Annotated in this window: 21 protein-coding genes; 9 read left to right on the top strand and 12 right to left on the bottom strand. The window is 65.7% G+C overall.

The features are described from left to right. Nucleotides 1-88: 88 nt before the first annotated feature. Nucleotides 89-1,393, top strand: a complete 1,305-nt coding sequence (locus tag ACP7AX_RS03165) for an MFS transporter (RefSeq protein WP_426225363.1) — start codon at nucleotides 89-91, stop codon at nucleotides 1,391-1,393. A gap of 68 nt (nucleotides 1,394-1,461) precedes the next feature. Here the strand turns inward: ACP7AX_RS03165 and ACP7AX_RS03160 are convergent, their stop codons facing one another. Next, nucleotides 1,462-2,190 (bottom strand): IclR family transcriptional regulator, encoded by a 729-nt coding sequence (locus ACP7AX_RS03160; protein ID WP_426225362.1) that lies wholly within the window; start codon nucleotides 2,188-2,190, stop codon nucleotides 1,462-1,464. Between the two features lie 256 nt (nucleotides 2,191-2,446). On the opposite strand from ACP7AX_RS03160, the gene ACP7AX_RS03155 reads away from it, so the two are divergent. Continuing rightward, nucleotides 2,447-3,781: an MFS transporter gene (locus tag ACP7AX_RS03155; RefSeq protein WP_426225361.1), complete on the top strand. Its 1,335-nt coding sequence runs from the start codon at nucleotides 2,447-2,449 to the stop codon at nucleotides 3,779-3,781. A 127-nt stretch (nucleotides 3,782-3,908) separates the two neighbouring features. Here ACP7AX_RS03155 and ACP7AX_RS03150 read toward each other — a convergent pair whose 3' ends face one another. The 3 genes from ACP7AX_RS03150 to ACP7AX_RS03140 form a co-directional block, all read right to left on the bottom strand. Then, nucleotides 3,909-4,556 (bottom strand): phosphoribosyltransferase, encoded by a 648-nt coding sequence (locus ACP7AX_RS03150; protein WP_426225360.1) that lies wholly within the window; start codon nucleotides 4,554-4,556, stop codon nucleotides 3,909-3,911. A gap of 132 nt (nucleotides 4,557-4,688) precedes the next feature. Continuing rightward, the gene (locus ACP7AX_RS03145; RefSeq protein ID WP_426225359.1) at nucleotides 4,689-5,516 is read right to left on the bottom strand and encodes an alpha/beta fold hydrolase; all 828 of its coding nucleotides are present in this window, start codon (nucleotides 5,514-5,516) and stop codon (nucleotides 4,689-4,691) included. A gap of 132 nt (nucleotides 5,517-5,648) precedes the next feature. Beyond that, nucleotides 5,649-7,046: an amino acid permease gene (locus ACP7AX_RS03140; protein ID WP_426225358.1), complete on the bottom strand. Its 1,398-nt coding sequence runs from the start codon at nucleotides 7,044-7,046 to the stop codon at nucleotides 5,649-5,651. A 248-nt stretch (nucleotides 7,047-7,294) separates the two neighbouring features. Between ACP7AX_RS03140 and ACP7AX_RS03135 the strand changes: the two genes are divergently transcribed. The 5 genes from ACP7AX_RS03135 to ACP7AX_RS03115 are packed head-to-tail and all read left to right on the top strand — an operon-like array spanning nucleotide 7,295 to nucleotide 13,108. After that, entirely contained in the window at nucleotides 7,295-8,005 is a 711-nt protein-coding gene (locus ACP7AX_RS03135) for an NUDIX hydrolase (RefSeq protein WP_426225357.1), read from the top strand. Continuing rightward, nucleotides 8,002-9,318, top strand: a complete 1,317-nt coding sequence (gene nadA, locus ACP7AX_RS03130; protein ID WP_426225356.1) for a quinolinate synthase NadA — start codon at nucleotides 8,002-8,004, stop codon at nucleotides 9,316-9,318. Before ACP7AX_RS03135 ends, nadA begins: the two co-directional genes overlap by 4 nt. Continuing rightward, nucleotides 9,318-11,063, top strand: a complete 1,746-nt coding sequence (gene nadB / locus ACP7AX_RS03125) for an L-aspartate oxidase (RefSeq protein WP_426225355.1) — start codon at nucleotides 9,318-9,320, stop codon at nucleotides 11,061-11,063. Before nadA ends, nadB begins: the two co-directional genes overlap by 1 nt. Beyond that, nucleotides 11,056-11,943, top strand: a complete 888-nt coding sequence (nadC, locus tag ACP7AX_RS03120; protein ID WP_426225354.1) for a carboxylating nicotinate-nucleotide diphosphorylase — start codon at nucleotides 11,056-11,058, stop codon at nucleotides 11,941-11,943. Before nadB ends, nadC begins: the two co-directional genes overlap by 8 nt. Nucleotides 11,944-11,950: 7 nt before the next feature. Beyond that, entirely contained in the window at nucleotides 11,951-13,108 is a 1,158-nt protein-coding gene (locus ACP7AX_RS03115) for a cysteine desulfurase family protein (protein WP_426225353.1), read from the top strand. 51 nt (nucleotides 13,109-13,159) lie between these two features. Here ACP7AX_RS03115 and ACP7AX_RS03110 read toward each other — a convergent pair whose 3' ends face one another. From ACP7AX_RS03110 to ACP7AX_RS03095, 4 genes are all read right to left on the bottom strand, one after another. Beyond that, nucleotides 13,160-13,651 (bottom strand): GtrA family protein, encoded by a 492-nt coding sequence (locus tag ACP7AX_RS03110; protein ID WP_131682571.1) that lies wholly within the window; start codon nucleotides 13,649-13,651, stop codon nucleotides 13,160-13,162. Nucleotides 13,652-13,668: 17 nt separating this feature from the next. Further along, nucleotides 13,669-14,517 carry a fumarylacetoacetate hydrolase family protein gene (locus tag ACP7AX_RS03105; protein WP_426225352.1) on the bottom strand — a complete coding sequence of 283 codons (849 nt, stop codon included), beginning with the start codon at nucleotides 14,515-14,517 and terminating at the stop codon, nucleotides 13,669-13,671. A gap of 23 nt (nucleotides 14,518-14,540) precedes the next feature. Continuing rightward, nucleotides 14,541-15,203: a DUF1684 domain-containing protein gene (locus ACP7AX_RS03100; RefSeq protein ID WP_131682569.1), complete on the bottom strand. Its 663-nt coding sequence runs from the start codon at nucleotides 15,201-15,203 to the stop codon at nucleotides 14,541-14,543. An 87-nt stretch (nucleotides 15,204-15,290) separates the two neighbouring features. Continuing rightward, nucleotides 15,291-15,563 carry a hypothetical protein gene (locus tag ACP7AX_RS03095; RefSeq protein ID WP_426225351.1) on the bottom strand — a complete coding sequence of 91 codons (273 nt, stop codon included), beginning with the start codon at nucleotides 15,561-15,563 and terminating at the stop codon, nucleotides 15,291-15,293. 76 nt (nucleotides 15,564-15,639) lie between these two features. On the opposite strand from ACP7AX_RS03095, the gene ACP7AX_RS03090 reads away from it, so the two are divergent. Together ACP7AX_RS03090 and ACP7AX_RS03085 are read left to right on the top strand one after the other, a co-directional pair. Continuing rightward, a complete protein-coding gene (locus ACP7AX_RS03090; protein ID WP_426225350.1) occupies nucleotides 15,640-16,104 on the top strand; it encodes a hypothetical protein in 465 nt (154 codons plus the stop codon). 71 nt (nucleotides 16,105-16,175) lie between these two features. Then, nucleotides 16,176-16,979 carry a transglutaminase-like domain-containing protein gene (locus tag ACP7AX_RS03085; protein WP_426225349.1) on the top strand — a complete coding sequence of 268 codons (804 nt, stop codon included), beginning with the start codon at nucleotides 16,176-16,178 and terminating at the stop codon, nucleotides 16,977-16,979. A 22-nt stretch (nucleotides 16,980-17,001) separates the two neighbouring features. Here ACP7AX_RS03085 and ACP7AX_RS03080 read toward each other — a convergent pair whose 3' ends face one another. From ACP7AX_RS03080 to ACP7AX_RS03065, 4 genes are all read right to left on the bottom strand, one after another. After that, nucleotides 17,002-17,472 (bottom strand): MarR family winged helix-turn-helix transcriptional regulator, encoded by a 471-nt coding sequence (locus tag ACP7AX_RS03080; protein ID WP_426225348.1) that lies wholly within the window; start codon nucleotides 17,470-17,472, stop codon nucleotides 17,002-17,004. Next, nucleotides 17,472-18,581 carry an LLM class flavin-dependent oxidoreductase gene (locus ACP7AX_RS03075; protein ID WP_426225347.1) on the bottom strand — a complete coding sequence of 370 codons (1,110 nt, stop codon included), beginning with the start codon at nucleotides 18,579-18,581 and terminating at the stop codon, nucleotides 17,472-17,474. Before ACP7AX_RS03075 ends, ACP7AX_RS03080 begins: the two co-directional genes overlap by 1 nt. 149 nt (nucleotides 18,582-18,730) lie before the next feature. Beyond that, on the bottom strand, nucleotides 18,731-21,961 hold the full coding sequence (locus ACP7AX_RS03070) for an efflux RND transporter permease subunit (protein ID WP_131682564.1): 3,231 nt from the start codon (nucleotides 21,959-21,961) through the stop codon (nucleotides 18,731-18,733). A gap of 69 nt (nucleotides 21,962-22,030) precedes the next feature. Continuing rightward, entirely contained in the window at nucleotides 22,031-23,533 is a 1,503-nt protein-coding gene (locus ACP7AX_RS03065) for a malate:quinone oxidoreductase (protein WP_131682563.1), read from the bottom strand. Nucleotides 23,534-23,603: the final 70 nt, after the last annotated feature.

Genomic DNA, 23,603 nt, shown 5'->3' with positions numbered 1-23,603 from the left:
GGATAGAATTGGCTTGTTACCGGGTTTCGCGCATCGGGAGGGGGGACGGTGCGCACTACTGAACGAGCCCGGAAACTTGAATTCTTCTTTGATCTCACTGAGCCCTGCCCCGGACGCGCTGCGGTCCCGGCCCCAAGGGCGCTTCGCCCGCCTGCCGCAGCTGGCCGGCCGCAGCTTCATCCCCCTGGGCCTGTTCGCCCGCTTGCCACTGGCCATGCTTACTGTTGGCGCGCTGACACTCGTCACATCGGCGACGGGTTCCTACGCCATAGGCGGGACTGCAGCCGGTGCGGTCGGTATCGGTTCGGCGCTTGGAGCACCGGTGTTCGGTGCGCTCGCTGACCGATGGGGTCAGCGTCCCGTTCTCCTGGTTGTAGCCGCCCTTAACTCTGCACTTGTCCTGGCATTGATCGGCGCTGCCTGGGCCGCACCGGTGGCCGGTCCGTTTCCGTCAACGGTCATCGCTGCTGCTTTCCTCGCAGGTGCCAGCTGCCCGCAGGTAGGTCCGCTTGCCAGGGTCCGCTGGATGGCGCTGACCTCCCGGGGGAGGGGCGCGGACCGAGGCAAGGATCTCGACACCGCAATGTCCTATGAAGGTACGGCCGATGAGGTCACCTTTGTCCTCGGACCGGCGCTGGTGGGAATCCTCGCCAGCATGGTGGCTCCCTGGTTGCCGCTGGCACTGGCAGCAGTACTGACCCTCACGCTCGTGCCCGCTTTTGCCGTTCACCCCACCCACCAGGCAGTTCCGCTGAGCGGTGCCGCCTCACGCCGAAACGCAGCCCGGGCCATGCCGGGTGTACCAGGGGCAGCCGGCAGTCCCCGCCCCGTCAGGGTTCCGGCCGCAGTAGCCCTCCCTGTCCTGGCCATGGTTGCCATGGGTACCTTCTTCGGGTCCACCCAGACGGCGCTGAGCTCTTTTTCGGCCAGCTATGCCACCGCCGAGATCGCAGGACTCCTGTACGCAGTCATGGGGCTCAGTTCAGCGGCGGCGGCTTTGTCCGTGGCCTACTGGTCCCGGCGGTTTACGCCCGGAACGCGGCTGCTGGTCAGTGCCGGCCTGATGACTGCCCTTGCGGTGCTGCTTCTGGTGCCGGAATCGATGACCGGCATGGTCGCCGTACTGCTGGTCCTGGGATTGCCGGTGGGTCCTGCGATGGTCACCATCTTTGGCATCGGAGGATTGTTGGCGCCGGAAGAAAAGCTGGGGACGGTCATGACAGCCCTGGCGAGCGGGATCGTGGCAGGCACCGCCCTGGGATCGGCCCTGGGTGGCCAGCTGGCCCAGGCGCACGGCCACCAGGCCGCCTTTGTGGTCCCTGCTGCCGCCGCCAGCGCGTTGATGATCTCTGGCTTCGTAGCGGTAGTCATTCTGCGGCGACGCAACGGCTGAGTAAACTCCCTGGACCAAGCCGGCTGTATCTCCCCCTGTGCGGCCGGGCAGTTCGGGGCGGAAAGCCTTCAGCCCAGCTGGGCTTCGATCCGGCCGGCGCTGGCCAGCAGCGATGCGGCCACTTCATCCGGGTCCTGGCTGGTCCGGATGTACACCACGGCGAGGGCGGCGGGCCTGCCGCCGGGAACCCGGACAGGAACGGCTACCGAGGAGACCCCCGCAATCACCTCATCATGGCTGGCGGCGTAGCCGCGGCTCCGGGCTGCCTCAGCCTCTGGCCGGTACGGGATACCCGGGGCCGCCTTGTGCCAATCCGCTTCTGAGTACGCTGACTGGATGGCAATTCCAGGGGCACCGGCGTTGATCGCATGCCGGGAACCCGGGTGCTGGACGATGCCGGCGCCGGTGTGCCGAGGGTCCACGGTGACCAACGTGACGCAGTCATCACGGTCCCAAACGGCCACGAACGCGCTCATGGTCAGGGCATTGGCGAGCTGGGTCAGTTCCGGCAGGGCGGCCGTCTGCAGGTTGCGCGAAACGCCCCTTGCCAGGACAGCGAGACCCGGCCCTGGCTGGACTTTGCCGGCATTATCGCGGACCAGCAGGGAATGGTCTTCCAAAGTCCGGAGGATCCGGTAGGCCACAGAGCGGTGGACCCCCATGGCGTCGGCCAGCTCGGCAATGGTCATGGGGTTTTGAGCGGCTGCCAGAATCTCCAGTGCCCGGATGCCGCGCGAAAGGGTTTGGGATGGGGAAGCCGGTGCCTGCCCAGCGGAGGCCTCGGCGGTGGGAGTCATGGTTTCCATCCTAGGTGGCGGCGCTGAGGAGGCCACGAAACGTGAGCTGTTCCTGGGCCCTACGATTTGTCCGTATTGCGAATGTTCAGTGCAAATATAGAACTAATTCCCGTGGCAATGAAAGAAATTAGTGCGTTTCGTCACATGCTCGGGTACTCTCGTACTAACTGACCGTTCGATCAGTAAATCGTTTGGCCTGAATTCACCTTCGGCAGCCGCGTAGCCAACCGGCGCTGCCCCCAGCCACGGAGTTCCAATGACCGCAACTTCACACGTCGACTCAGAGCTCGGCCCCAGCAGTAAGCACGAGGAACGCAAAGTCCTTGCCGGGACGCTGGTCGGCACCACCATCGAGTGGTACGACTTCTTTATCTTCGCCCAGCTGACAGCAACGCTGCTGTCCCCGCTGTTCCTTACGCCCCTTCAAGACTCAAATCCGGGCCTGGCACAGATCCTGTCCTTTGCGCTCATCGGCATCAGCTTCCTCTTCCGCCCACTCGGCGCCATTATCGCCGGCCATCTGGGCGACCGGCTCGGACGCAAGGCCATGTTGGTCTTCACCCTCATCATGATGGGGGCGGCTACTGCCCTGATCGGCATGCTCCCGACCTATGCACAGATCGGAGTCTGGGCCCCGATCCTGCTGATCCTGCTGCGCATCGTCCAGGGCTTCTCGGCCGGCGGCGAATGGGGCGGCGCGGCCCTGATGGCTGTGGAGCACGCCCCCAGGGGCAAGCGGGGACTGTTTGGCGCCTACCCGCAGATCGGCGTCCCCGTTGGCATGATTCTGGCCACGGGCCTCTTGTATGTGCTCAACACAAACATGTCCAGGGAAGACTTCGGCGCCTGGGGCTGGCGCGTGCCGTTCCTGCTCTCCATCGTGCTGATTGTGGTGGGCTACCTGATCCGCCGCGCTGTAGCCGAGAGCCCGGTCTTCAAGGAAATGATCGAGCGCAAGGAGAAGGCAAAGGCCCCGCTCGGACAGCTGATCAAGTCCCACAAGAAGTCCGTGCTCTACTCCACCATGATCTTCATCGGCAACAACGCGGCCGGCTACCTGCTGATCGCGTTCTTCATCGCCTACGCCACCAGGACGTTGAAGATGCCGGTCGCCGAGGTCCTGCTGGCAACCACGCTTGCGTCATTCGGCTGGTTGATTTTCACACTCGTGGGGGGCTGGCTCTCCGACAAGATCGGCCGGGTCAAGACGTTCCTGATCGGGTACGGCATCGTCTTCGCGTGGATGATCCCGATGTTTGCCCTGATCGACACCAAGAACATCATGCTCTACGGCCTGGCGCTTTTTGTCCTGACCATCGGCCTCGGGCTGTCCTACGGCCCGATGTCCGCCATGTATGCCGAGATGTTCCCGGCCAATGTCCGCTACTCCGGCATTTCCATCGGCTACGCGTTCGGCGCGATCCTGGGCGGTGCCTTCGCAGCCAGTATTGCCGAGGCGCTGATGCAGGCAACCAAGTGGACCGGATCCATCGGCATCTACATCATGATCCTCTGCGTCATTTCCGCGGTCGGCGTGCTCCTGGCCGGGGAAACCAAGGGCCGCCCGCTCGGCGTCAGCAGCCACCACTAGAAGCTTTACGGCGCCATCGAACGGCGTGTCATCCGTACGGTGCGTCATCGAACGGCGGGGCCTGGCCATCTGGCCGGGGCCCGCCGTTCCTCCATGTTGGGGAGCGGAGCCCCACCCGGCAGCCGTGTTACCCGGTGAGGAAACTGATGGCATCCTCATCGGTCAGTTGCTCGAAGTGCCGGTAGAAGCTGCCCACGGCACGGAACTTGCCGGGCAGGTGGAGGCAGAGCACGGCGTCACAGACCAGCGAGACGGTTTCCTCGGCCTCCACTGAACCCACCGGAGCAGCAGCCACCACTTTGGCTGCGCCGGCGGAGCGCACCGCCTCCACAGCTGCCCGCATGGTGGCTCCCGTCGCCAGGCCGTCGTCCACTAGCAGAACGGTTTTGCCTGTGAGCTCGTGGCGTATCCCGGGATAGGTTCCGGCCCGGCGTAGCAGTTCGGCCCGTTCGCGTTGCTCGACTTCGTCCAGCCACTCCTGCCGTACGCCATGGTCCAGCACGCGGGCCATCAGGGGGCGGTTGAGCACACGTACTATCCGTTCCCCGGCCCATGCCAGTGCGCCGTACGCTGTTTCGTCATGGCCGGGAATGCCGAGTTTGCGGACCAGGACGGCACCGAGGGGCAGGTAGAGGGCTTTGGCAGCCGCAGCCGCTACGGGTACCCCGCCGCGGGCAAGGCCCAGGACGATGGCGTCGGGACGTTCGCGGAACTGCGTCAGCACAGCCGCGAGTTGTTCGCCGGCATCTGTGCGGTCCTCAAAACGCGTGCTCATTGCTGCCTTTCAGGCTCTTTTGCCCCCGCTTCCAGCCTACCGTCCGGCGGCGCGGCGGCGGAGTGAAAGGCCCCGCCAATGAGGCGGAGGCCGGTGACTTCAGGGGCCCATGGAGAGGGTCAGGGTCAGGAGTCAGACGGCCAGGAAAGCGATTGCACCCTGTTTGAAAGCGCGGCTGGTGATGGCGTTGGTGTGGTTCCGCCCGGCCAGCACCAGCTGTTCGGCCATGGAGCCCGCCTTGATCCCGAGCTCTGCCAGTTGCGGCATGGTGGCTGCCCGCTCATCCTTATCGCCCGCCACCAGGAGCATCGGCATATGCGGCACAGCCTCGGCGGGATCGAAGGGTTCGTCCTTGATGGCCTCGACCAGGGAGAGCATCGCAAAGATGTTGTTGCTTGGCATAAGCATGGCCATCTTCAGCAGCCCTGCAGTTGATTCGTCGGCGATGGGGGTTCCATCGGCGAGGTACCGCTGCGCCGCCACGAGATCGAAGGCGGCGAGCGGATCGGAGATGTTCGGTCCACCCAGGACCAGGCGGTGGACAAGTTCCGGCTGCGTGGCGCCGAACTCCCAGCCGAGCCGGGCACCCAGCGAATATCCCACCACATCCACCCCGCTGGAAGGGTCACCGTTATCCAAGGGCCGCACGCCGGCGTCGAACGCTATCTGGAGCAGGTCTGCCCGGATCCGGCTGGGGGAGTAGGAGTCCCGGTCTTCCGGGGCGCTGCTGCGGCCGTGCCCGGGGAGGTCGACGGTAATGACCCGCCGGCCGGCTTCGAGGAGCGCGGCAACCCACCCGGTGTCCTCCCAGTTCAGCTTGCTGGAGGAGGAGAATCCGTGCAGCAGCAGGACGGGCCTGAGCCCGGCATCCGAGGAGGGGTCATGCACCTGCACGTACAGCTGGGGATCTGTCCCTTCCACTGTGTGGGAGTGCATCTCGCCGGTGTGCCTGCCGCTCATGGTGTCAGTCCTCATCATCAAGTACGGCGCTCAGGCGGACCCGGCGCTTGGGTGCGTCATCCTGGGGACCACTTTACCTGCCTGCGGACGGGCCGGTTCAACCGCTGATTGAACCCTCAGCCGGATGCGCGTTTACCTGCGGTTGCCGGTTTCCCGGCGGGCGCGTGAGGCGGTGACACGGCCGCTGATCCAGCACGCTGCGGCGAGGACCGCGATCAGGGCGATGGTGCTGAAGAGCTGGGAACGGCTGCTTTCCGCACTGAAGCCCACGGCGAAGATCAGTCCGAGCAGCACCAGGCCAAGAACGGTCAATCCCGGAAACAATTTCATCCGCACGGGCAGGACGGTACCGCTGCGGTCCGCCCGCCGCCGGAGAATCAGCTGCGAAACCAGGGCTGTGCCCCACACCACCAGGCACGTTGAACCGACCAGCTGGAACAGGGCCGGCAGGATCCTGTCGGGGAACAGCAGTTCCAGGACTGTGGCGGCGAACCCGAAAGCCACTGAGACGCCGACGGCGAGCATCGGCACGCTGTCTTTGCCCAGTCTGGCGAGGAAGCGCGGAGCCTCACCGCGTTCAGCGAGTGAATACACCATGCGGGAAGCGCCGTAGAGGTTGGCGTTCAGGGCGGAGAGAAGCGCGACGACGGCCACCAGGGTGATTGCCGTGCCCGCGCCCGGGATCCGGGCTGCGTCCAGCACGCCTGCGAAGGGCGAGGAGAGGGCCTGGGAGGTGGCCGGAAGAACGGCTGCAATGACAAAAACGGAACCGATGTAAAAGACGAGGATCCGCCACAGGACTGTCCGGACGGCCTTGCCCACGCTGTGCTCCGGGTCCTCCGTTTCCGCCGCAGCCACGGCGACGATCTCGGTTCCGCCAAAGGCGAAGATGACAACAAACAACGCCGTGGCTACTCCGCCCAGGCCATTGGGGGCGAAGTTGGTGGTGATGTTGGCCAGTCCGGGGGAGGCCACGTCCGGGAGGAGGCCCAACAGCAGCGCTGCGCCCACCGCCAGGAACAGGACGATGGCAGCTACTTTCAGGATGGCAAACCAGAACTCGAACTCACCGAAATTCCGGACCCCCACCAGGTTGATGGCGGTGAACACCACCATAAAGACCAGCGCCAGCGCCCAGACGGGAAGGTCAGGCCAGACCGTGGCCAGGAGCCCGGCCGCGCCGAGGGCTTCTGCGGCGATGACCACCACGAGCTGAAGCCACCAGAGCCAGCCAACTGTAGCGCCGGCAGTTTTCCCCAGGGCTTTCTCGGCGTAGACCGAAAAGGCTCCGCTGGTGGGCTGGGCGGCTGCCATTTCGCCCAATGCCCACATCACCAGGATGATGAGCGTGCCGGCGACGAGGTATGAGATCAGCACGGCAGGTCCGGCAGCCTGGATCCCGGCCCCGGAGCCCAGGAAGAGTCCGGCACCGATGGCGCTTCCCAGCCCCATCATGGTGAGCTGGCGGGTCTTCATTGTGTGGCCGAGATGCCGCGCTTCGGGCAGCATCTCCGTGGACTTCAGTGTCATGCCTGGGAACCTTCTTGGGGGATAGGGGTGTCCGCGATGGGACCAATTGACATTACCGCCTTTCGTGACGGCCCGTGGCCACTGGGCCGCGACGAGCCCGCAGCCATCGGCGCTCCTGACCTGTCAGCTGCAGGGTGAAACATTTTGTATCGGGCGGAAGTGCCCGTAGAATCAGTTCTAGTCATTGTGACTATAACTGGCCCGGCGGCACTTAAGCCCCGGGCCGCAACGAAAGGTGGTGGGCAGCCATGTACGGTACGTCAGCAAACGTCTCCGAGCGTGCGGTTGCCGCACCCACGCTCGCCATCTCAACGGTCATCTTTGCCCTGCGGCCGAGTGTCTCGTCAGGCCGGCCCACCCTCTGGCTTCCCCTGGTCCGCAGGATCCGTGAGCCATACAAGGACCTGTGGGCACTGCCCGGCGGACCGTTGACGCACACCGAGTCGCTGCAGGACGCTGCGTCGCGGAACCTGCAGGAGACCACCGGGCTGGCCCCGAGCTACCTGGAACAGCTCTACGCCTTCGGCGGGCTGCACCGCTCACCGACCCAGCGCGTGGTGTCGATTGTCTACTGGGCGCTGGTGCAGCCCACCGAGGCTGCCCTCGCCGATGAGTCGGAGAACGTGAAATGGTTCCGGGCGGACAAGGTGGGGGGCCTTGCCTTCGATCACAACGCCATCGTCGAGTACGCGCTCTTCCGCCTGCGGAACAAGCTGGCCTACGGCTCGGTGGCCTACCACTTCCTGGGGGAGTACTTCACGCTCGCCCAGGTCAGGGAAGTCTACGAAGCCGTCCTTGACACCCGCCTGGACCCGGCCAACTTCCGCCGGCAGCTCAAGTCCACCCCGGAGATCGAAGAAACCGGGGAATACCTCCAGGGCGGCAAGCACCGCCCGCCACGTCTCTACCGCTTTACCGGCCGCCCCGGCCTCGACCCCGACAACAGGAGCACACCATGAGCGTCAATACAGCAATCCAGCTGATCACGCGGGAACAGGCCCAGAACGCCGCAGCCAACAAGGCCGCCGGAAAGGCAACCGCCACATGCAGCCCCGCCCTCGCCAAGGGCCCGTGGGAGTACGATCTTGCCGAAGCGCTCGCCGGTGTCCCCGCCTATGGTCCGGGCGCCTCCAACGCAGACGTTGCCCCTGCCGCGACCCCACGCCAGGGCCAGCTCCCGGAAGAGTACAAGCTCGCCAGCGATGCCGAACTTGATGTGCGCATCCGCGCTGCCAAAGAAAAGCTGGGCAGCCGGGCCGTCATCCTGGGCCACTTCTACCAGCGTGACGAAGTCATCCAGTACGCCGACTTCGTGGGCGACTCCTTCCAGCTGGCCAACGCGGCCCTGACCAGGCCCGACGCCGAGGCGATCATCTTCTGCGGGGTGCACTTCATGGCCGAGACCGCGGACATCCTCTCCACCCCGGAGCAGGCCGTGATCCTGCCCAACCTCGCGGCCGGCTGCTCGATGGCCGACATGGCCGATACCGACTCCGTTGAAGAGTGCTGGGAACAGCTCGAGGAGATCTTCGGTACGGACAAGGACGACGCCGGCCGCGTCCCGGTCATTCCGGTCACCTACATGAACTCCTCGGCAGCCCTGAAGGCGTTCTGCGGCCGCAACGGCGGCATCGTCTGCACCTCCTCCAACGCCAAGGTGGTCCTGGAATGGGCCTTCGAACGCGGCCAGCGGGTCCTGTTCTTCCCCGATCAGCACCTGGGCCGCAACACCGCCAAGGCCATGGGCGTCCCGCTTGAGCAGATGCCCATGTGGAACCCGCGCAAGGAACTCGGCGGCAACGACGAACAGGCTCTGCTGGATTCCCGCGTGATCCTGTGGCACGGCTTCTGCTCGGTCCACAAGCGCTTCAACGTGGGGCAGATCGAGAAGGCCCGCGCCGATTTCCCCGGCGTCAACGTGGTTGTGCACCCGGAGTGCCCCATGGAGGTGGTTGACGCCGCGGATTCGGCCGGATCGACCGATTTCATCAAGAAGGCCATCGCCGCAGCCACGGAACCCAGCACGTTCGCCATCGGTACCGAAGTCAACATGGTCAACCGGCTGGCCGCAGAATACCCCCAGCACACCATCTTCTGCCTGGACCCGGTCATCTGCCCGTGCTCCACGATGTACCGGATCCACCCCGGCTACCTCGCCTGGGTCCTGGAGGAGCTGGTGGCGGGCCGCATCGTCAACCGCATTACGGTGGCGGACAACGTGCAGGACAACGCCAAGACCGCCCTCGAGCGCATGCTCGCCGCGAGGCCGTAATGACTGTTACCGGCTCACGGCGTCTGGTCGTCGTGGGAAGCGGCATCGCCGGGCTGTACGCGGCACTCCTGGCCGCGGACGCCGGCGTCGGTGTGGTGCTGCTGACCAAGGGCGCACTGGCGGACAGCAACACGTGGTACGCCCAGGGCGGCATTTCGGCGGTCCTTGACGCACCCGCGCCCGGGGACACTGTGGCGGCGCATATCGCCGACACCCTGAAGGCGGGGGCGGGTCACTGCAACGAAGAGGCAGTGCGGCTGCTGTGCATTGAAGCGCGCCGGGACATCGCCGGGCTTGAGCGCTTCGGCGTGCGTTTTGACATGGACGACGACGGCGGCCCGGCGTTGGGACTCGAAGCTGCCCATTCCGCCCCGCGGATTTTGCACGCCGGCGGTGATGCCACCGGCGCCGGCGTGGCGGCTGCCCTCATCCGCGCCGTCCTGGCACGGCATGCCAGCGGCACCATCCAGCTGTTCTCCCACGCCCACGCCACAGCCCTCGTTCAGACCGGCGGCAGGGTGACCGGCGTGACGTTCAGGCACGACGGCGGCACTGTCACCGCCGCGGGCGACGCAGTGCTGCTGGCAACCGGCGGTGCCGGCCGGCTTTTCGCCCAGACCACCAATCCAGCCGTCGCCACCGCGGATGGCCTGGCCCTCGGACGGCGTGCCGGTGCCGCCGTGGCAGACCTCGAGTTCTTCCAGTTCCACCCCACCTGCCTGGTGCACCCTGCCCCGGGCTCCGGCGCCGAACGTGAACCGCTGCTCATCTCGGAGGCAGTCCGCGGCGAAGGCGCCACCCTGGTGGATGCGCGCGGAGAACGGTTTATGCCCGGCTACCACCCGGACGGCGAACTCGCCCCCCGCGACGTCGTCTCCCGCAGTATCGCCCTGCACCTGGCCAAGCTGGGCGACCCCAACGGCCACGTGTACCTCGACGCCCGTGTGGTGGAGGCACGTCACGGCAAGGGCTATTTGGCCGGGCGCTTCCCTACGCTGACTGCCCGGACCCGCGAGGCCGGCATCGACTGGACGCGCGAGCTGGTGCCGGTCGCTCCTGCCGCCCACTACTGGATGGGCGGCCTCAGCACCGACCTCAACGGACGCACCTCCGTGCCCGGCCTGTACGCCGCCGGCGAAGTTGCGTGCACCGGGGTCCACGGTGCGAACCGGCTGGCCAGCAACTCACTGTTGGAAGGGCTTGTGTTCGGGCGGCGGGCGGTGGAGTCGTTCCTGGCTTCCGGGTCCGGTTGGGTGTCGTCCGACGCTGTTCCTCCGCTCGCTGTCTCGGCCGCGAGCGGCCTCCCCTTGACGCTCGCTTCCGGAACACCCTCGGTCGACGACGGACAGTCCAGTCTGGGTGCCTGGCCGGTAAAACAACACGCCCCGGCGCCCGGTGCTGTTGGGTCAGTGAACGAGCCGTTTTCGCGGGACGCTTTGCGGCGCCTGATGACTGCCAAGGCCGGGGTGCTCCGAAATGGGGTGTTGTTGCGCGAGGCGGAGGCTGCGTTGGGGGACTGGGCCGTCGTCGTCCGTCCTGAGGTGGTTCCCGTCGACGGTGACCCGCGGGAGCTGGAGGATGCGAATCTTCTGCTGGCGGCGCAGCTGCTGGTCCGTGCTGCGTTGGAGCGGCGGGAGTCGTTGGGCGCCCATTACCGGAGTGATGATGCGGTGGATGCCGCCGTCATCGAACAACTTGAAGAGAGCTACCGAATGCGCCCGAAAGCGAGCCTTGTCCATGAGTAGAACAGCCCTGTTTGAAATGACGCTGCCTTCCGCGCCGGTGCGGGAAATTTTGGAGCGGGCCTTCGCTGAGGACGCACCGGCCGGGGACATCACCTCGCAGCTGCTGATACCGGCCGAAGCCCGGGCAACGGCGGTACTGAACGCCCGCGTTCCCGGGGTCTTCAGCGGCGCGACGGTGTTCCGCGACGCCATGCTGCTCGTCGATCCGGACACCGAAGTGGAGCTGTTGCTCACCGACGGGGAAACGTTCGACGCCGGCACACACCTTGCCCGGGTCAGCGGAAGGGCCCGTTCGGTCCTGCTGGCTGAACGGGTGGCACTGAACCTGGTCCAGCGGATGTCGGCGATCGCCACCAAAACCGCCGAATTCGTGAAGCTGACCGACGGCACCACTGCCCGGATCACCGACACAAGGAAGACCACTCCCGGGCTGCGCATCCTGGAACGGTTCGCGGTCCGCTGCGGGGGCGGGGCCAACCACCGGTACAGCCTCTCCGACGCCGTCCTCGCCAAAGACAACCACCTCGCGGTGATGACAGGCGGGGACCCGGCCAAACTGACGGGGCTGCTGGCGGCAGCCAAGGCGCAGCTGGGCCACACCACGCACTTTGAGGTGGAGGTGGACAGCCTGGAGCAGATCGAGCCGGTGCTGGCCGCCGGGGTGGACACCATCATGCTGGACAACTTCACCCTCGATGAGCTGAAGGCCGGTGTGGCGCAGGTGGGTGGCCGCGTCCGGGTGGAGGCCAGCGGCAATGTTAACCTGCAGACGGTGGCGGGCATTGCGGCCACCGGGGTTGACGTCATCTCCATCGGCGCCCTGACCCACAGCGTGGCCGCGCTGGACCTGGGCCTCGACGTCGAGCTGACCGTGGGGTGAACCTTCCGTGATTTTCCTCGATGCCGCCGCAACCACGCCCGTCCGCCGGGAAGTGCTGGATGCCATGTGGCCATATTTGACCGGGGAGTTCGGCAATCCTTCCAGCCACCATTCGCTGGGAGAAGCTGCAGCCGCTGCGCTTGCGGCCGCCCGCGCGTCGGTGGCCACCGTCCTGGGCTGCCGGCCCGGAGAAATCACCTTCACATCGGGCGGGACAGAGGCTGACAACCTGGCTGTCAAAGGCATCGCGTTGGCGCGGCAGGCTGCAGACCCGCAGCTGGACCGCGTGGTGATCAGCGCCGTCGAGCACCCCGCAGTAGAGGAATCTGCCCGCTACCTGGAACGGTTCCACGGTTTCGCCGTGGATGTGATTCCGGTGGACGGCACGGGCCGTTTGACGCCTGAGGCGCTCGCAGAGGGTCTTCGGCCGGAGACGGCCATGGTCAGCGTGATGTACGCCAACAACGAAGTGGGGACGGTCCAACCGATTGGACGGCTGGCGGAACTCTCCCACGCCCAGGGCATCCCGTTCCACACCGACGCCGTGCAGGCCGCGGGCTGGCTGCTCCTGGACGTCAAGACCCTGGGCATGGACGCCTTGAGCATCTCAGGCCACAAGCTCGGGGCACCCAAGGGCTGCGGTGTTCTCTACGTCCGGGGCCGGACCCGGATGGAGCCGCTGCTGCACGGCGGAGGACAGGAAGGCGGGCGGCGGTCCGGAACTGAAAACGTTGCCGGGGCGGTGGGCCTGGCCACGGCACTGACCTTGGCGCAGTCCGGGCAGCAGCAGCTTGCAGACCACGTCTCCTCCCTGCGGGACGGGTTCATCCGGGAGGTCCTCCGGGCTGTTCCGGGGGCTGTCCTGACCGGCCACCCCACCGAGCGCCTGCCGTCGGTTGCGTCCTTCTGCTTCCCGGGAACCAGCGGGGAATCAGTTCTGCTGGAGCTGGAGCGCCAGGGTGTGGTGTGCTCCAGTGGCTCGGCGTGCGCCGCGGGTTCGGATGCCCCCTCGCCTGTCCTGACGGCCATGGGCTTTGACGCGGAGGTGGCGCAGACTGCGGTGCGCTTCAGCTTCGACTCCTCGGTCACCGGCGCCGATCTCGCGGCTGCAGCGCAGGCCGTGGGGACCGCCGTCGGGAGTGTCCGTACCCTCGGCCGCGGGTGACCCGGCTGGGCAATCGGCCAGGGCATGGTGGTGACGCCGGACGTAGCCGCGTTAGACATGGCGGGCGCGGCGGAAGATCCAGTGCCGCAGCATCGTGAACCGGACGGCAGTGGCCAGGAAGCCTGACAGTGTAGTGGTCCACAGCTCGTCAGCCACGGTGGCTTCCGGATGGACCCAATGGAGCACGCCAAGGCTGCCGCCGGTAATGGCCAGCGCCACCGCGATAACGATCACGCCGTTCAGATGGTCGCGGGCCATCCTCCGCTGGCCGGCGATCCTGAACGTCAGCCTGCGGTTCAACGCAGTATTCATCAGGGACGTCAGGATCAGGGCCACCGCGTTCGCCAGTTGCGGGCCGAGCCAAGGTCGGAGCAGGGCGTAGAGCGCAAGTGAGGTTGCCGTGCAGATGATGCCGACGCCGGTGAACCGGACAAGCTGCCGCACCACGGGAAACCTGTAGATTCCCCGGTAGTGCCTGGTGGCGGGGGCATGGCGGGTGGGCTGCTGCGCCAGCTGGGCGGCGGGCGCAGCAGGGGTTTCCATGGGTCCAGCCTGTCATATCAGGCGGGCGTTTCCTCCCAGGATGCACTCCTGACCGGGTTGGCGAGTTCCCCGATGCCTTCCACCCGGCACACCACGGTGTCGCCCGGCTGGATGCGGACGCATTCGGCGGGGAAGCCTGTCAGCACCAGATCGCCGGGGTGCAGGGTCATAAAGGAGGTGAGGTAGACCAGGATCTCGTCGACCTTCCAACCAAGATCGGCGCTGGACGCGGGTTTCAGATCCACGCCGTTGTGGACGATGCCGATGGCCAGGTCCGAGTCATCAAGGCCAGTGACGATCCAAGGTCCAACCGGGGTGAAGGTGTCCTGGCTTTTAGCGCTGATCCAGAGTTGGTCCGACTTCTGCAGATCGCGGGCCGACACATCATTGCCGATGGTGAACCCCAGGACGGCGCTGCGGGCGGTATCCAGCGTCAGGCCCCGGGCAACACGGCCGACGACGACGGTCAGTTCCGCCTCAGGGTCAACGTAGCCCACGGTGGAGCTGAGTTCGATGGCATCGCCGGGCCCGATCACACTTGATGCGGCCTTGTGGAATGCCTGGGGCGGGAGGTCCCGGCCGGGCTGGCCGGTGTTGTGGGCCATGCCCAGGACGTTGACCGGGACTGACGGGGCGAGGAATGTGAACGCGCCCTGCTCCACCACCGAGCCGTTCTCCCAGCCGGGCCGTGGGCGGCTGTTTGCGTTGGCCCCGGACCCGCTGAAGGGTGAATCAGTGACCGTCCAGGACAGGCCGGCCGGGGAATCAAAATCCGGCGCATCGTTGGCCACGAAAAAGTGCTCGTCAGGGCTGGCCGCCGGCACGGGGCGGACGCGGGCAAGGCGGCGGGAAGGGCTGGCAGTCATCCGGACATCCTATGTCCGCCGGCTCAGTACAGTTCGCCCACCGGGATTTCCACGGCCAGCCGGTTGGACGGTCCGGCCAGCGGGCAGGCCCAGGCCTCGTTGTACGCGCAGGACGGGTTATAGGCAAAGTTGAAGTCCAGGACGAATTCAGCGTCCGGGCCGGAGCCGCGGACGCCGTGGAAGGCGCCCTTGATGGTGTCCAGGAGATACCGGCCGGCGCCGTAACTCCCGCCTGGCTGGCCGGCTGTGGCATCCCGGAAGGGAACGAAGATCCCGCCACCGTATCCCTGCAGCTTCCAGACTGCGAGCTGGCCCATCTCGGGGAGGTCGAAGGTGCCCAGCCGGACAAAGTTGACCACGCCATCGGTGCCCGTATCCACACTCATCTCCCGCCCGGCGCCCTGCAGCGTGAGCGGCACCTGGAAGCGGTAGATGGGATCGTAGTCGGCGGTTTTCAGGCCGGAGAACTGTGCCTTGTCCCGGGCCGTGAGGGGCGACGCCGGATGCATTGCGAACATGCGGTCGCGTTCATGCCGCCACTGGGAATGCGCCTCAGCCGGGCTTTCGACGGAAATCCTCCGGACGGTGTCGTAGAGGGCAAACGTCCGTAGCCGCCAGTCGGCAATGTCGAGGGCGGAAATGTCCGCCAGGCTCCCTGGTTCCGCGCCGTACTGCTCTTCCGCCATAGCCACCAGCCTAGTCCCCTTGGGCTGGGGGAATGTCCGGCCCCGACACGCTGCCCGGGAACCGCAGGCTGCTCGCCGTCTGCGGCGCTAGGCTGGCGTCATGACATGCAGGGTGACATCGTGGGGATTGCGGGCGGCGGCCCTTCTGGTGGCAGGAACCTTCGTTTCCGGGTGCAGTTCTCCACAAAGCAGCACTCCGGCGTGGACAGCCCAGCCGGATCCATCCGCCACCCAGGGCGCCAGCCCGGCAGGCACGGGAAGCTTTCCGGTGCCAAGTGCCTCTCCGGACGGGTCTGCCTCCGCTGCGCCTGGCCCTGCAGCAACTGCCGCTTCCTGGAAGACGTTCACCGATCCCGCCAAGACGGTCAGTTTTGACCTGCCGGAGGATTGGATTGCCCAATCCGTCACGCCTGAAGACGGGACACTGCCGGGAGCTTTGAAGATTGACGTGAAAAAGCCGGACGGCGTATTCGTTGCGGCGCTGCGGACGGGACTGCCGCCGTCGTCATCCGAGTGCGCGGACGGAGCCCGGAAACCCTATGTGGTCATCAGCAGCGTGCCGGTGGAACTGCCCGGCCTGACGGGGGAAGGAACCATCACCCCGCACGTGGTCTTCCGGGTCATCCAGGGCTACCGGTACTTTGGCTCGTACGGCATCACCAACATCGTGGGCGGTGCCGACGGGCAGGCGTGCGAGCTCCGCAACGTGGTCCGCGGCCCGGCCGGTAAGGGCGACTACTCGTTCGGCGATGTAGGAGTCTTAAAGGCCTTCGCCCCGGATGAGAAAGTGGCTCCGGCCAAGGCGTATGACACTCTTGGCCAGGCAGCCAGGTACGCCGAAGAGGGCTCGGAATTTGCAAACGTCCAACGGATGCTAATGTCTCTGAAGATCAAAAACTAGTCCTGCCCCCGGCTCCCTGAGAGCCGGCCCGGAGCGGGACGTTCTGCCACTACCTCACACCCCGGAGATACATGGAACGCACCGTTGCCGCACGGATGGTCTTCAAGACCGCGGCCGACACGAAGGCAGCCCTGGCCATCGCTGTAGCCAGGAATCCCGGCTACACCTCCTTTGAAGAATCGCTCACGGTCACCGCAGGGGGGCAGCCTGTTCCAGTCCGTGAGATTAACGATCACCACGGGCGTATGCACTACCTGGAGTTCGCCGAACCCTCCGAGGTCACGGTGGAATACTCCGCCACGGTGGCAGGCCGGGCCGAACCCGAGGAGGCTACCCTTGCGGACCTTATCCGGTACGTGCGGCCAAGCCGTTATGCCGAGTCCGACAAGCTGCTGCCCACCGCCTATGCCGAATTCGGTGGCCTGCATGGCGGGGAACTGGTCCAGGCCGTGCGGAACTGGGTTTATGGCGAGCTGCGGTACATCAGCGGTTCCTCAAGGGGGACGGACGGTGCCGTGGAAACGCTCCTGCACCGCAGGGGAGTGTGCCGGGACTTCGCCCACCTGGCCATCGCACTGCTCCGTTCCAAAGACGTCCCCGCACGGCTTGCGGCAGTCTACGCGCCGGGGCTGAGCCCGATGGATTTCCATGCTGTGGCCGAAGCCCACATCAACGGCGCCTGGCATGTCATCGACCCCACGGGGCTGGCCCCGCGGGAGTCGATGCTGCGGATCACTGCAGGCCGGGACTCGTCCGATACCGCATTCCTGTCCACCGTGGGCGGCAGCCTGACCCTGAACGAACTGCGCGTCACCGCCGTGGTCAACGGTGCGCTGCCGGTGGAGGATCCCGCCAGCCTGGTGGTGCTGGCTTAACGCCGCTGGCCCGGTCAGGAAATTACTTCGCTTGCCGCGCTCCCACGGAATTGCGGAGCTTGTCCGTGAGCCGCTGAAGTTCCTTCTGCTCGGCGGCAGTCAGGGCGGGCCCCACGAGGCTCGAGATGTCCCGCACATGTACACGGCCGATCTCCTTCTGCACGGCGGCCCCCTCCTCAGTCAGCTTCAGCAGCACGCCACGGCGGTCGTCAGGGGCGGGCATCCGGACAACCAGCCCGCGCTTCTCGAGCCGCTCCACCAGCCTGCTGAGGCTGGACTGGCTCAGCAGGACGTGATCGTTGAGCTCATTGAGCCGGAGCCAGCCGGAGGGGCACCGTGACAGCGTGAACAGGACGTCGTACTCGTTGACCGGCACGGTCCGGAAAGCGGGCGCGGCCTGGAGCTTCCGCATCACCGCCACCTGGGCCCTGAACAGGGACTCCCAGGTTTCGGCGGCCATCCGCACCGATGATTCGCTTCCGTTGGCTGCCATCACGCCTCCGAAGAAGCTTTTTCGCTGGTCTGGGCAGCCATAAGTGCTGCAACGCGGCCGGCGTGGGTGGGCGGATCCGGCACGTGGGCCGGCTTCAGGGCAGCGTATTCCTTGCGGAGGACCGGGAGGACTTCCTCGCCGAACAGGTCGAGCTGTTCCAGCACGGTCTTGAGTGGCAGGCCGGCGTGGTCGATCAGGAACAGCTGGCGCTGGTAGTCACCGAAGTACTCGCGGAACGTCAGAGTCTTCTCTATGACTTCCTGCGGGCTGCCCACGGTCAGGGGCGTCTGCGAGGTAAAGTCCTCCAGGGACGGGCCATGGCCGTAGACGGGCGCATTGTCGAAGTAGGGGCGGAATTCCTTGACCGCGTCCTGGGAATTTTTCCGCATAAAGAACTGTCCGCCGAGGCCAACAATTGCCTGGTCTGCCTTGCCGTGGCCGTAGTGCTCATAGCGCTCGCGGTACAGGCCGATCAGCTGCTGGTAGTGCTCCTTGGGCCAGAAGATGTTGTTCGCGAAGAAACCGTCGCCGTAGTAGGCCGCCACCTCGGCGATCTGCGGGGTGCGGATGGAGCCGTGCCACACGAAGGGGGCCACGCCGTCGAGGGGGCGAGGGGTGGAGGTGAAGTTCTGCAGGGGCGTGCGGAACTTGCCGGACCAGCTCACCGTGTCCTCGTCCCACAGGCGGCGCAGCAGGGCGTAATTTTCGATGGCCAGCTCCACGCCGTCCTGGATGTTCTTGCCGAACCAGGGGTACACGGGTGCCGTGTTGCCGCGGCCCAGGACCAGGTCCACCCGGCCGTCGGCAAGGTGCTGCAGCATGGCGAAGTCTTCGGCGATCTTGACTGGATCGTTGGTGGTGATCAGCGTGGTGGCCGTCGAAAGCGTGATCCGCTCTGTCTGGGCGGCGATGTACGCGAGCGTGGTGGTGGGGGAGGAAGAGAAGAACGGCCGGTTGTGGTGCTCGCCGATGGCGTAGACATCCATGCCGATTTCCTCGACCTTTTTTGCGATCGCAACAGCTGCCTTGATGCGTTCGTTCTCCGTGGGCGTCCGGCCGGTGGTGGGGTCAGTGGTGATGTCACTGACGCTGAATACGCCGATCTGCATGGTGTGCCTTTCGTTTCCTGGACTGCTCTGGGCTTATAACCACTCTACCAGATTTCCATGCGTTTGCATGTATCGCCGGGTACAACGCTATGAATGAGGGAATATTCCCGGGATTTTTCCGGGCGCCGCCGGAACGTGGCCGCCGCGTTTTACTGGGCGTCGCCCGGGGCGGCGCGGCGGCCGCTGACCTTGGGGACGCTTCCGGTGGTCCAGTCCGCAAGCTCGGCATCGACGTCGTCCGCTTCCGCGAACTCGGGGCGCTCCTGCAGGGCGCGCAGCAGCGCCTTTTTCTCCCGCCGTCCTTCCACCAGCCGGTAGAGCACGGGGACAAGCACCAGGGTCAGTGCGGTGGAGGAGACCAGGCCGCCGATCACCACCACGGCCAGGGGCTGGGAGATGAAGCCGCCGCCCCCGGTCAGGCCGAGCGCCATGGGCGTCAGGGCGAAAACCGTTGCCAGTGCGGTCATCAGGATGGGACGGAGGCGCTGCCTTGCGCCGTGGGTGATGGCGTCCGCCACGCTCATCCCGGGCACACCGTTCCGCGGTTGGCGGTACTGGTTGATGAGGTCAATGAGCACAATGGCGTTGGTGACCACAATTCCCACGAGCATCAGCATGCCGATCAGCGACGGCAGCCCCAGGGGGACGCCGGTGGCCAGGAGCAGGGCGACAGCGCCGGTGGCCGCAAAGGGAACGGAGACCAGCAGGATCAGGGGCTGGATCAGCGATTTGAACGTGGCCACCATGATCACGTAGACGATCGCGATCGCGGCGAGGAGCGCCAGGCCAAGCTGCTGGAAGGATTCAGCCTGCTGGGTGGTTGCGCCGCCGAGCTCGGCCGTCACCCCTGCGGGGAGGCTGACGGCCTCAAGCCGTTTCTGAACTTCTGCGTTGACCGCGCCCAGGTTGGAGCCCGACGGCGTGACTGACACTTTGGCGGTCCGCTGGCCGTTGCTGGCGGTGATGGATACCGGCACGTCCACCTGCTCCACGGAGGCGATGCTGCCCAGGGTCACCGGAGCGCCGGAGGCAGGGAGGGCGATGTTCCGCACGGCATCGATGCTGGTGAATTTGGTGCCCTGGCCGATCTGCACCGGGAAGTCGTCGGTGTCGATCCGGACGGTGCCGGCGGGAATGGGACTGATCGTGGAAGCCAGGACGCCGGCCACCTGTTCTTCGTTCAGTCCGGCGGCGGTGGCCTTGGCCCGGTCAACCTTGACCTGGACCACGGGCTGGCTTGCCGCCAGGTTCGTGGTGACCTCGCTGGTTTCGGGAACCCCCGTCATGGCCTGCACCATGGCGTCGCTCGCTGTCCGGAGGTCCTCCGATGTCGCAGCCTTGATGGTGATGTCCACAGTGGAGGAGGTCCCGAATCCACCCTGCTGGGAGCCCACCGTGATCTTGCCGGCGTCAGCCACCCCGCCCAGCTCGGCGCGGACTGTCTCCTGAAGCCTCGCCTGGTTCACTTTCTCGTCGGTAACTACCGTGAACGTTGAGTTCGAGGAACCGGAGGAGGTGAGCGCGGCAAAGCCTGCCTGCGCGTTGCCCGAGGTGACCTGGACATTTTTGATGCCCTCGATGCCCAGGAGGACTTCCTCCAGCCTGATGGCGGCAGCGCTGGTGTCAGCAAGGCTGGTCCCGGCAGGCATTGCCTGGCGGACCGTCATGCTGTTCTGCCCCGAATCGCCGAGGAGGTTTGTTGCCAGAAGCGGCGTCATGGCAGCTGTACCGCCGAGCACCAGGGCGGCCGCGATCAAAGTGACTACCGGGTGCTTCTGGGTCTTCCTGAGGATGGGCAGGTACCCGCGCTGGAGTGGACTCTTTTCCTCGGCTTCCTGCGCCCTGGCACGGGCGGCGGCAGCATCTTTGGCGGCAGCCATAGAAGGCGCGCCGGGGGAGCCGGCCGCAGCCGGGCTCTTGAGGAACCAGTAGGCCAGGACCGGAACGATGGTAAGCGACACCAGCAGGGACGCCAGAAGCGCCATGGTCACCGTAAGGGCGAACGGACGGAAGAGTTCGCCAGCGAGCTCGCCGACGAAGGCAATGGGCAGGAAGACCGCCACTGTGGTCAGTGTGGAGGCGGTGATGGCACCGGCCACCTCACGGATGGCGGTGAGGATGGCGGCGACCTTCTCCTCGCCGTAGCTGAGATGGCGCTTGATGTTTTCGATGACCACAATCGAGTCATCCACAACGCGCCCGATGGCAATGGTGAGGGCGCCCAGCGTCAGGATGTTCAGCGAGTAGCCCGTGGCAGACAGCCCGATGAAGGTGATCAGCAGGGACAGCGGAATGGACACAGCGGTGACGAGGGTGGAGCGGGCGGACATCAGGAAGACGAGGATCACGGCTACCGCGAAGCCCAGCCCGAGCAGACCCTCCGTGGTGAGGTCCTTGATGGACTTCTCGATGAACGGTGCCTGATCGAAGACGGCGGTGAATTTCGCGTTGGAGCCCAGTTCCGTTTCCAGGGCGGCCAGCGAATCATTCACGGCGTGGGAAATCCCCACGGTGTCGCCCTCAGGCTTCTTGGTGACGGAAACGGCGAGTGTTTCCTGGCCGTTCGTCCGGGTGATGGAGGTCCGTTCGTCGTCCCGAAGGCTGACGTCCGCCACCGTGGCTATGGTTGCAGCGTCCTTGGCTCCGCCGACGGGCAGCGCCTTGACTGCCTCCAGCGAATCAACCGGGCTGCCGATCTGGAGGGAAAGGGTCTTGCCCTGCTCCTGGATGGTCCCCGCCGGAATCAGGGCGCCGTTGTTGCTCAGGGCGTCCCTGATGGACGCGATGGTGGCGCCTTTGGCTGCCATGGCATCGGGACGGGGCAGGATCTCGATGTGCTGGGTCGCCCCGCCGGTGACGTCGGCTCCCCGGACGCCGTCGATCTTCTGGAGCCGGGGAACAGTGAGCCGCTGCAGGTCAGCGTTCAGTTCGCTCAGCGGCCTGTCCGAGGAGACGGCAAGGAACACGATGGGGAAGTCGCTGATGCTGCCCGCGATGGCCTGCGGCTGCACATCCTCGGGCAGTGAGCGTTTGGCGTTGGAGATGGCCCGGTCGATCTGGTTCCGGGCGCGGTCCAGGTTTGTCCCGTAAGTGAACACCATGGTGATCTGCGAGACGCCGTTCCGCGAGGTCGACGACGTGGATTCAAGGCCCTCGACGCCGTTCAGGGCCGTCTCCAGGGGCGCGCTGACCTGCTTGTCCACCACTTCCGGCGATGCGCCGGGCATCGCTGAGAGCACCGTGATCTGCGGGAACTCGATGGAAGGAATGAGTTCCTGCTTCAGCGATGACATGGTGATCACGCCGAACACCGACGCGAAGACGGTGATCAGCGCGATCAGCGCCCGGTTCGCAAGTGAAAGTTGTGCCAGCCGGAACATCGCGTTCTCTCCTGTGGGTTGGGTGGACCAGTGCGGACCGGGCCGTCCTGCCTGCTTGCCCCCGCAGGGTCAGCGGTTGGCGGGAACGCTGTCCAGCTGGAGCGACTTGGCGGTTGCAGTTTCGAGTTCCACGGCCAGGTCCGGGTTCTCGTCGAGCTTGACGCCGTAGCCGGGCATCATGTCCTTCAGCTTCCCCTGCCAGCCCTTGAAGTTCTTCGGGAAGGCCTTCTGGAGAAGTTCGATCATGATGGGCACTGCCGTGGAGGCTCCGGGTGAAGCACCGAGCAGGGCACCGATGGAGCCGTCGCGGCCGGCGATGACTTCGGTGCCGAACTGCAGCACTCCGCCCTTCTTGGGGTCTTTCTTGATGATCTGTACACGCTGGCCGGCGGTAATCAGTTCCCAGTCGCCGTCTTTTGCCTCGGGGTAGTACTCGCGCAGCGCTTCCACCTTGTCGGCGTGCTTCTTGGCGACCTCCTTGACGAGGTACGCCGTGAGGTCCATGTTGTCCTTGGCCACGGCAAGCATCGGAATGATGTTGCTGGGGCGGATGGACAAGGGCAGGTCCAGGTAGGAGCCGTTTTTCAGGAAGTTGGTGGAGAACCCGGCGTAAGGACCGAAGAGGAGCGAACGCTTTCCATCCACGTACCGGGTATCAAGGTGCGGGACGGACATGGGCGGTGCGCCCACCGAAGCCTGGCCGTAGACCTTGGCGCTGTGCTGCGCGGCGAGCTTTTCGTCCGTGCAGCGGAAGAACTGGCCGGAAACGGGGAACCCGCCGTAGCCCTTGCTCTCCGGAATGCCGGACGCCTGCAGGAGGTGCAGCGCGCCGCCGCCGGCGCCCACAAACACGAACTTGGCGTTGATCCTGCCGTGCTCTCCGGACCTGGGGTGCTTGGTGGAGAGGTCCCAGCCGCCGTCGGATGATTTGGAAATCCCGGTGACTTCATGCCCGTAGTTGATCTCCACCCCGTTATTTCCGAGGTAAGTGGTCAGTTCCCGGGTCAGGGCACCGAAATCGACGTCGGTACCCTCGGCTGCGCGCGTGGCCGCGATGCGCTGCTGCCGGTCGCGGCCCTTGACGATCAGCGGAGCCCATTTGGCGATCTGCGCGTGGTCTTCGGAGTACTCCATGCTGCGGAAGAGCGTGTGCGACTTGAGCGCCTCGTAGCGGTTCTTGAGGAATTTGGTGTTGTTTTCACCGATCACAAAACTCATGTGCGGGACAGTGTTGATGAAGCCCTTCGGCGAGCCGATGAGGGATTCGTCCACGAGGTGGGACCAGAACTGCCGGGACAGCTGGAACTGCTCGTTGATCAGGACGGCCTTGGCAGGGTCCACTGAGCCGTCTTTGGCTGCAGGGGTGTAGTTAAGTTCGCACAGGGCGGCGTGGCCGGTTCCGGCGTTGTTCCACGGATCCGAGCTTTCCAGCCCGGGCTGGTCCAGCCGTTCGAACAGGGAGATGGTCCAGTTCGGCTCAAGCTGCTTGATGAAGGCGCCGAGCGTGGCGCTCATGATGCCCCCGCCGATCAGGACGACGTCGGCATGTTGGGTCTTGGATATGAAGGTCACAATCAGTCTCCGATAGCAGCGGCTCTGGCTGTCACAGAATATCCCCGCACCGCCTGCATACTGAAATTGG

The organism is Pseudarthrobacter sp. DSP2-3-2b1, from assembly GCF_049895945.1.
GTDB lineage: Bacteria > Actinomycetota > Actinomycetes > Actinomycetales > Micrococcaceae > Arthrobacter.
This window is presented reverse-complemented; position numbering and strand designations above follow the sequence as displayed.